This window comes from Rhodanobacter sp. DHB23 (assembly GCF_014842975.1).
Lineage (GTDB): Bacteria > Pseudomonadota > Gammaproteobacteria > Xanthomonadales > Rhodanobacteraceae > Rhodanobacter_A.
The window spans coordinates 1-609 of the sequence record NZ_JACYXK010000001.1 but is presented as its reverse complement, the minus strand read 5'-3'; the positions used below and the strand labels follow the sequence as shown (position 1 = coordinate 609).

Sequence of the window (609 nt, the reverse complement as noted above, 5' to 3'; positions counted from 1 at the left end):
CACAAGCAGACTTGCCGAAGCGAAACACTACACGACAACGCGCTGAAGAACGAAACCCACCTAGCCGCGTTGCCACACAAGCAAAGGCCTAACGCTTGAGTTAAGCGGCGGCTGCCGCTGTGCACAACATGCTACCGCAACCGACCCGCAGACGTCCGCTTGAACGAATAGTTAGGCATAGGTGAGACAAATTAATCTCCACCAGCGCTTGAGGTTTGAGCAGCTTGCTGTTGTTCGTGCGTGCGGATGTTCTGTAGCGTTTGCTTACACCCATGCTCTTCGAGCAAACGCAATCTAAATTTAACCATTTGCAGGATTGTCCAGTCGCCATGGTTCTGACGTACCCAGTAGACAAACCTACGTGTTGCTGTGTCTCTAGCTTGATCGGAAGCCAGCGATTCGGGACAGAGAAATTGAGCATCAAACTGCGCATCGGTCTGGTGCGAAGTGGCTGCACGCAAAGACGTTGCAAACAGAAGAGCTAGCAGCGCAAAGAGAACTCTCATTCCTATGCCTAACGCTGGAGTTAAGCGGCGCCGGAGGCGTCCGCCTTGAACGAGTAGTTAGGCCCCTGGCTCAAGCCACCAAAGGCCCGCTTTGATCTGCTCA

The 609-nt window shown here is 53.4% G+C and carries 1 protein-coding gene; it reads right to left on the bottom strand.

What is annotated here, in order from left to right; all coding sequences use genetic code 11:
* Window positions 1-191: 191 nt before the first annotated feature.
* Window positions 192-506, bottom strand: a complete 315-nt coding sequence (locus IHE47_RS00005; protein WP_192102873.1) for a hypothetical protein — start codon at window positions 504-506, stop codon at window positions 192-194.
* Between the last annotated feature and the right edge of the window lie 103 nt (window positions 507-609).